Source organism: Desulfovibrio sp., from assembly GCF_019424165.1.
Lineage (GTDB): Bacteria > Desulfobacterota > Desulfovibrionia > Desulfovibrionales > Desulfovibrionaceae > Desulfovibrio.
The window spans coordinates 1-6,799 of the sequence record NZ_JAHZAA010000052.1 but is presented as its reverse complement, the minus strand read 5'-3'; the positions used below and the strand labels follow the sequence as shown (position 1 = coordinate 6,799).

Below are 6,799 nucleotides of genomic sequence, written 5' to 3'. Positions count from 1 at the left end.
CTTTGTACTCTAACGTCACCGGCATTATCCCTATTATGGAAAGCCTGCTGGTCAAGGGGCTGCCCATTGGTACGACTCTGGCGTTCTGCATGAGCGCGGTAGCGGCAAGCATACCGGAAGTGATGATGCTGCGGCAGATTATGACCATCAAGCTGCAAGCGGCGTTCATCGGCTACCTGTGGGTAATTTTCACCCTTGTCGGCTGGCTGTTCAACATTGTCGGCCCCTACATCGTCTAACTAACATACAACGGAGAAAATCATGGAAGTCAAAGTATTCGGCCCCGGCTGCGCAAAGTGCACGGAAACGGAGAACTTGGTGAAAGAAGTAGCCGCTGCCAAGGGCGGGAACATTACCGTTCAGAAAGTGTCCGACCTCAAGGAAATGATGGCCGCTGGCGTTATGTCCACCCCGGCTGTCGCCATCGACGGTGTAGTCAAGTCCACCGGCAAAGTTCCGACCAAAGAAGAAATAGCGGCCTGGATTGACGGCGCTGCCGGTTCACCCGCTCCGGCTGCATCTGGCGGTTGCTGTTGCGGTGGCAAGTGCTAACCAACTAGAAAGGCTAATAAAATGAAAAAAATATCTGAAAATAATCAGGCTCAAGCGGTGAAAGAGACCGTGCGCGCTGGATATGCGGCCATTGCCACAGGGCAACAGCGTTCTTGTTGTGGCCCCGGTCAGCGTTGCGGTCAGGTTGATCCTGCCAAACTGGCGAAAGCCATAGGCTACGACGCGGAAAGCCTTTCCAACCTGCCGGACGGCGCGAACATGGGGCTTTCCTGTGGCAACCCGGTAGCCATTGCAGCCTTGCAGGAAGGCCAGACCGTGCTTGACCTCGGCAGCGGCGGCGGTTTTGACGTGTTCCAGGCGGGCGAGAAGGTCAAAGCCTCCGGGCGGGTTATCGGCGTGGACATGACCCCGGAAATGCTTGCCAAGGCCCGCAAGAACATTGAGTACTACCGCCAGCGCACCGGCCTGGATAACGTGGAGTTCCGCCTTGGCGAAATTGAATATCTGCCCGTGCCGGATTCCAGCGTTGACGTGGTGCTTTCCAACTGCGTGATCAACCTTTCCCCGGACAAGCCCCAGGTCTGGCGTGAAGTATTCCGCGCCCTGAAACCGGGCGGCAAAATATCCGTTTCTGACTTGGCTTTGTTGAAGCCCCTTCCGGACAACATTCGGGAAATGGCGGCGGCGCTTGTCGGCTGTGTGGCCGGGGCGATGCTGGTGGAAGAAACCAGAGTCTTGCTGGAAAAGACCGGCTTTACGTCCATCGTTCTGACGCCCAAGCCTGACTATGTGCGGAACATGCAGGACTGGAACGACCCTTTGTGCAAGCAGATTGCCGAGACTTTGCCCAAAGGCGAGGAAATGGCGGATTACGTTGTCAGCCTGTCCATTGAAGCCCGCAAATAGAGGCGCGTATGAACATACTTTTCTTGTGTACGGGTAATTCCTGCCGCTCCATCATTGCGGAGGCGCTTTTCAAGTCTATGGCCCCGGCTGGTGTGACAGCGCAAAGCGCGGGCAGTCAGCCTGCCGGGTTTGTGCATCCCCGCGCCCTGGCCGTACTCAAGGAAGCCGGGCTTTCCACGGAAGGCTTAACAAGCAAATCCTGGGACAATCTGCCGGAAAAGCCGAATACGGTCATAACCCTGTGCGCCGACGCGGCGGGCGAAGCCTGCCCATTATACTTCGGCAAGGTTGTCCGTAGTCATTGGGGAATGCCCGACCCGGCAAAAGTTCAAGGCGACGAGGCGACGGTGAACGCCGCCTTCACTGAAACCCTTGCCGTTCTCCGCAAGCGGATAACTGCCCTGGTGAAACAGCTTGAAGCGGAGCCGAGCATGGATGCGGCCCAACTGCAAACCATCCTTGATGACATTGCCGCGCTATAAGAGGGCGGAAGACCATGACTAAATCGACACTACAGCGGCTTTCCTTTCTTGACCGCTATCTTACCTTGTGGATTTTCCTGGCTATGTTCATAGGTGTGGGCCTTGGATGGGCCGCGCCGGGCGTGAAGAACGTCATCAACTTTTTTCAGGTGGGTACGACCAATATTCCTATCGCCATCGGGCTTATCCTGATGATGTACCCGCCCTTGGCAAAAGTGAAATATGAACAGCTTGGCAAGGTGTTTCGGAACAAAAAAGTCCTGCTCCTCTCGCTGGTGCAGAACTGGATTATCGGCCCGGTTCTTATGTTCCTGCTGGCGATTACCTTTCTTTCCGGCAACAACAGTTACATGGTGGGCCTTATTCTTATCGGGCTTGCCCGCTGTATTGCTATGGTCATTGTCTGGAACGACCTTGCCGGTGGCGACAGGGAGTATTGCGCCGGTCTGGTAGCCTTTAACTCCATATTCCAGGTGCTTTTCTTCTCGGTCTACGCCTATGTGTTTATCACAGTGCTTCCCGGCTGGCTTGGCTTCTCCGGGGCTGTGGTGGATATAAGCATGGGCCAGATTGCCGAAAGCGTGCTCATCTACCTTGGTATTCCCTTTATTGCTGGTGTTGCCTCGCGTATCTACGGCCTCAAGGTAAAAGGGTTGGATTGGTACGAGAACGTCTTTATCCCGAAAGTAAGCCCCTGGACATTGCGGGCGTTGCTGTTCACTATTTTAGTGATGTTCTCCCTCAAGGGCGAATATATTGTGCAACTTCCCTTTGACGTGGTGAAAGTCGCAATTCCATTGCTGATTTACTTTATTGTCATGTTCCTGGTGTCTTTCTATTTATCCAAGCGGGCAGGCGCGAACTATGAGCAGACGGCCACGCTTTCATTTACCGCCGCCTCCAACAATTTTGAACTCGCCATAGCGGTGGCAATCGCCGTTTTCGGTCTGAACTCCGGCGAGGCGTTTGTGGCCGTCATCGGCCCGCTGGTGGAAGTGCCGGTACTTATCGGGCTGGTGAATGTGGCCTTGTGGCTGAAAAAGCGCTGGTTTGCATCAGCGGCATAACATAAAGGCGGCTCCGGTTTTGGCCGGTGTCGCTTTTTTATCTCCCATAATCGGAGTCTTTATGAAATATAGCGCCGCTGGCCTAGTTCTGCTTTTACTGCTTTTTTCCGGTTCTGCCCTGGCTGAAACCCTGCCGAGGGTCGGAACGGTTACGATGATAGATTTGGGGGCAAAGTCTTGCATCCCCTGCAAAATGATGGCTCCCATTCTTGAAAAGTTGGAAGCGGAGTACCGTGGCAAGGCCGATGTGGTGTTTATCGATGTCTGGCAAAACCCGGATGAAGGCAAAAATTATGGTATCCGGGCTATTCCCACGCAAATCTTTTACAACAAAAAGAGTGAAGAAGTGGGGAGGCACGAAGGCTTTTTAGATGAAAAGTCCATACGGGACACGCTGGAAAAGCTGCTGGCGGAATAAGCATGTTCGACCAGTTTCTTTTGATCATTAATATTTGGATGATGGGCAGTTTCGGGCTGGCCGTGGCCGGTTGTTTCCTGTGGGGGCTGGTGAGTGTTTTGTTCAGCCCCTGCCATCTGGCGTCAATCCCGTTGATGGTCGGCTATGTGGCCGGTCAAGGTACGTTGGTGCAGGGCAGACAGGCGGTAGGCTATTCGCTGCTGTTCAGCGCGGGGCTGTTCGCTTCAATCGCCCTGGTGGGCGTAATCTGTTCGCTGCTCGGCAGGATGTTGGGCGACATTTCGCCTTTGTGGGGTGTTCCCATTGGCGGGTTGTTTCTCTGGCTCGGCTTGAATCTTATGGGCGTTTCCGCCTGCAAGCTCCCCGTTGGGTATATCGGGAATTTCAAAATGCGCGGCCACCTTGGGGCGCTGCTCCTGGGCCTTTCATACGGTATTCTGTCTGGTGCGTGTACCTTTGGATTCATAGCCCCCATTCTGGCGGTTATCACCGTACATGCTGAATTTGCCAAAGGAATATCCCTGGTACTCACTTTTGCCCTTGGACACTGCTTGCCGATAGTCCTTGCCGGAAGTTCCGTAGCTCTGGCGCAAAGGATGTTGGCGGCCAAAGGAATGCAAACGGCGACTATTTGGGGAAGAAAGCTGGCTGGAGGGGTGGTAGCCCTGGTGGGTGTGTACTTCATTTACACAGGATTAACCACATAGCATAGGAGGGTATGAATACCATCTTCATAATATAAAAAAAATAAACTCATACAACCGTCCAAGCTGCTGCGCACAGTAAGGCTTCTACTTCTGCATACCGCATCATGAATGCGTTTGATGCCCTTATGTGTCGGCTCTTTTGAGAAACAGACAGGCTGTGCTCACTTGCGGCGTTTAAGCAACCGCTTTGTAATATTGCAAGCGGTTTTTTATATGGAACAGCATTGCTGTGGTGTGCGGAAAACTCCCAAAGGAGTTTTGGCATGGATAAAGACAAGGTTGAGTTTGAAGAGTTGGAAAAAATTTGCCGTGAAGTCATTAGCAGAATTTTACTCACAAGCGAGGCGGAACTTCTCAAGCATAATGGCGACATAAAAGCTCTGCCATCCGCTGCAATGGCTGTAAAAGAATCTATCCTGACGTTTTTGGCCCTGATCAATCCGAAATAACATCAAATAGATTATCAACCGTGCCCGCAACGTGGGCACGTTAACCCGCGTGTTTGATAGCAATTGCTATCAAACAAAATATTGTCTCTTAGCTATACTGTCAGGCTATGACAGTAAGGCGGCAACATTACAAATTATTTGGGGAAGTCTTAAGAGCGTACAGGCTTGAAAAGCAGCTTACCCAAGAGCAGCTTAGCGAAAGGGTAGACGTGATCAGGCCGTTTATCAGCGCCCTTGAAAATGGGACACGGCAGCCAAGCCTCGACATGGTTCTACGGCTTGCCAAGGCTCTGGACATAACCCCCGGAAAACTGCTTGATCCCGTTGCGGAGAAGATGGAGCAGCAAAAATAGCTACCGTTCCATATTCTGCTGCTGTTTTTGGACTTGCTCTTTCTCCAGCTTTTTTTCCAACCGCACAATTTTGTTCCCCTCCACATGCAGGCTTTTTCCCCATTTTTTCTGCGCGTAGCGGACAGCTACATGCCGGGCGGCGTCATTATTGCCCGAAAAGAAAAGCTCCCTCCCGCTATCCAGAATCCTGCCGCCGCCGGGCAGGGCAAAAATGACGGTTCCCTTGCGATCTACTGTTGCCGAGAAACCGCGTATGTGTGCCGCTTCCTCTGCGGCAAGCTGTTCCATCCGTAAAACGGCCAAAAGCTGTTTTTTCCCCTGGGCGCTCACATTTTTATTCTCCAGGGCGGCAAGTTCCTTGGCCGCATATTCAGCCCGGATTTCCGCACGGTTCGCTGCAAACTGCTCTTTCCCATGCTGTGACCAGTCCTTCGCCACGGCTGCTTGCGGCTCCCGATCCGGCTCCGCTGCCTCCCGTTTGGATCGTAAAATGGCTAAAGCCGTTTCATTGCCCTGGTCAGCCTTTTGTTGCAGAAAGCTATTCCATGAAGTGAAAGGGATTTCCCCGCGTATGGCCTCACGCGGAGACTGAAACGGCAGTTTCGCCCTGGCGGTTTCGTCGGCTTCATGCTTCCGGGCCAGTTGCAGCAGATTGCGGCGGTTCTTTTTTGCTATGTTCAGCCTTTCCAGTTCCCGGCGCTTGTCCGCCCATTTTCCCTTGATCGCTGAAAGCGCCGCGTCTTCCCGCTCCTTGACCGTAGCCAAGCCGGTTTTGCGCTTTTCAATGCCGTGCTGATATTCCGCAAACAAAGCTCCCCGCTCCGGTGAGCGGTGTAAAGGGGTATGCTGGTAGCGGCTTTGTTCCGTCATTTTTTCCAAGGCCCGCGCCGGAAGGTACGGCCCCAATTTTTCTTCCAGTCTTTTCAGTGACAAATCCCTGCTTACCGAACTGGCCTTTACGGTATGCCGCTGGTTATGGCGATCAGCTATGACCAGACCGCTGCCGTGGGGTTTTATGTCCATGCCATAGCGGGCAAGTTCCTCATGGAGCGGTTGCCAATCCGGTGCCGCTGGCAGAACGTGCAAAATGGCGTCCCTGTGGGTCTTGGCATATGATTCAAAGGATTGCTGGCCCGTATGGGCTTCAATGAGCGCGGCCTTTTCGCCCAATGACCGCTGTTTACCTTTGTCCCGGCCATTATCGACCACAAGCCCGTATTCCTGCTCCAGCTCCCGGCATACTCTGTCCCGCGTCCTGTAATCGCGGAACGGCTCATGCCGGGTATGCTTTTCCGGGTGAATCGTATTATAGGCAACGTGCATATGGAGATTGGCGGTGTTTTGGTGGACGCCGCAATGCCGCTGATGGTCGGTGTAACCCAAGGCGGCGGCAAAGCGTTCTTCAATGGCCTTGAACACCTCCGGCGTCAATTTAGCCTCGTCCTCCGGGCGGAAGCTGATAACAATGTGGTAGGTTTTGCTTTTCGCGGTGCGGGTGTTCATGGCCTGAACGTCCACGGCCTCGGCAATGCCATTCCGGTAGTCTTCATCCCCAAGGCATCCGGCGCACCAGTGCATGAGACTTTTTTCGCCTTCATGCCCGGCATCGGCTATGTAGTCGGCAAGACGGGCGTAGTTGTCATTTTTCGGGCTGATACCCACCTTCTTGCTGATCATCGTATGACCGCTATGGCCTGTTGAAGTTCCCGTTGCCGGGCGTCCAGTTCATGCAAAAGGCGGTGAACGGTCTGCCTGTCCGCTCCGTTTGCCAAAGTCTGTTTCACCAGCCCGCCAAGTCTGCCCAAGTCGCCTTTGAGTCGGCGTAATTCAATTCGTGCCTCCTGGTGCTCCCGACTTGGGACGGAAAACCCCAGGCACACCGTTTTGCGGAACGTGCAGAGGGA

General features: G+C 53.6%; 10 protein-coding genes. 9 read left to right on the top strand and 1 reads right to left on the bottom strand.

The genetic code is table 11. The features are described 5' to 3' along the window. The 9 genes from QZ377_RS12030 to QZ377_RS11990 form a co-directional block, all read left to right on the top strand. Positions 1–239, top strand: a 239-nt coding sequence (locus tag QZ377_RS12030; protein WP_291441408.1) for a permease, incomplete at its 5' end; no start/stop codon positions are given. 22 nt (positions 240–261) lie between these two features. Beyond that, on the top strand, positions 262–552 hold the full coding sequence (locus QZ377_RS12025; protein WP_291441405.1) for a thioredoxin family protein: 291 nt from the start codon (positions 262–264) through the stop codon (positions 550–552). 21 nt (positions 553–573) lie between these two features. Further along, complete coding sequence (arsM, locus tag QZ377_RS12020; RefSeq protein ID WP_291441403.1) at positions 574–1,419, top strand: arsenite methyltransferase; 846 nt, start codon at positions 574–576, stop codon at positions 1,417–1,419. An 8-nt stretch (positions 1,420–1,427) separates the two neighbouring features. Next, positions 1,428–1,901 carry an arsenate reductase ArsC gene (locus QZ377_RS12015; protein WP_291441401.1) on the top strand — a complete coding sequence of 158 codons (474 nt, stop codon included), beginning with the start codon at positions 1,428–1,430 and terminating at the stop codon, positions 1,899–1,901. Between the two features lie 14 nt (positions 1,902–1,915). Then, positions 1,916–2,968 carry an ACR3 family arsenite efflux transporter gene (arsB, locus tag QZ377_RS12010; protein ID WP_291441400.1) on the top strand — a complete coding sequence of 351 codons (1,053 nt, stop codon included), beginning with the start codon at positions 1,916–1,918 and terminating at the stop codon, positions 2,966–2,968. A gap of 19 nt (positions 2,969–2,987) precedes the next feature. After that, on the top strand, positions 2,988–3,386 hold the full coding sequence (locus tag QZ377_RS12005; RefSeq protein WP_291441399.1) for a thioredoxin family protein: 399 nt from the start codon (positions 2,988–2,990) through the stop codon (positions 3,384–3,386). Positions 3,387–3,388: 2 nt separating this feature from the next. Beyond that, positions 3,389–4,093, top strand: a complete 705-nt coding sequence (locus tag QZ377_RS12000; RefSeq protein WP_291441397.1) for a cytochrome c biogenesis protein CcdA — start codon at positions 3,389–3,391, stop codon at positions 4,091–4,093. 263 nt (positions 4,094–4,356) lie between these two features. After that, positions 4,357–4,542, top strand: coding sequence for a hypothetical protein (locus tag QZ377_RS11995; protein WP_291441395.1), 186 nt, complete (start codon positions 4,357–4,359; stop codon positions 4,540–4,542). 107 nt (positions 4,543–4,649) lie between these two features. Continuing rightward, the gene (locus QZ377_RS11990; protein WP_291441393.1) at positions 4,650–4,895 is read left to right on the top strand and encodes a helix-turn-helix transcriptional regulator; all 246 of its coding nucleotides are present in this window, start codon (positions 4,650–4,652) and stop codon (positions 4,893–4,895) included. On the opposite strand, the gene traI is transcribed toward QZ377_RS11990, so the two are convergent. After that, on the bottom strand, positions 4,896–6,572 hold the full coding sequence (gene traI / locus QZ377_RS11985) for a TraI/MobA(P) family conjugative relaxase (RefSeq protein ID WP_291441391.1): 1,677 nt from the start codon (positions 6,570–6,572) through the stop codon (positions 4,896–4,898). It abuts the gene before it with no gap. Positions 6,573–6,799: the final 227 nt, after the last annotated feature.

What these genes read in the sequence shown, in the direction of transcription:
- QZ377_RS12025 (WP_291441405.1), top strand. Translation starts at nt 262, where the DNA reads ATGGAAGTCAAAGTATTCGGCCCCGGCTGCGCAAAGTGCACGGAAACG.
- arsM (WP_291441403.1), top strand. Translation starts at nt 574, where the DNA reads ATGAAAAAAATATCTGAAAATAATCAGGCTCAAGCGGTGAAAGAGACC.
- QZ377_RS12015 (WP_291441401.1), top strand. Translation starts at nt 1,428, where the DNA reads ATGAACATACTTTTCTTGTGTACGGGTAATTCCTGCCGCTCCATCATT.
- arsB (WP_291441400.1), top strand. Translation starts at nt 1,916, where the DNA reads ATGACTAAATCGACACTACAGCGGCTTTCCTTTCTTGACCGCTATCTT.
- QZ377_RS12000 (WP_291441397.1), top strand. Translation starts at nt 3,389, where the DNA reads ATGTTCGACCAGTTTCTTTTGATCATTAATATTTGGATGATGGGCAGT.
- QZ377_RS11995 (WP_291441395.1), top strand. Translation starts at nt 4,357, where the DNA reads ATGGATAAAGACAAGGTTGAGTTTGAAGAGTTGGAAAAAATTTGCCGT.
- QZ377_RS11990 (WP_291441393.1), top strand. Translation starts at nt 4,650, where the DNA reads ATGACAGTAAGGCGGCAACATTACAAATTATTTGGGGAAGTCTTAAGA.
- traI (WP_291441391.1), bottom strand. Translation starts at nt 6,572, where the DNA reads ATGATCAGCAAGAAGGTGGGTATCAGCCCGAAAAATGACAACTACGCC.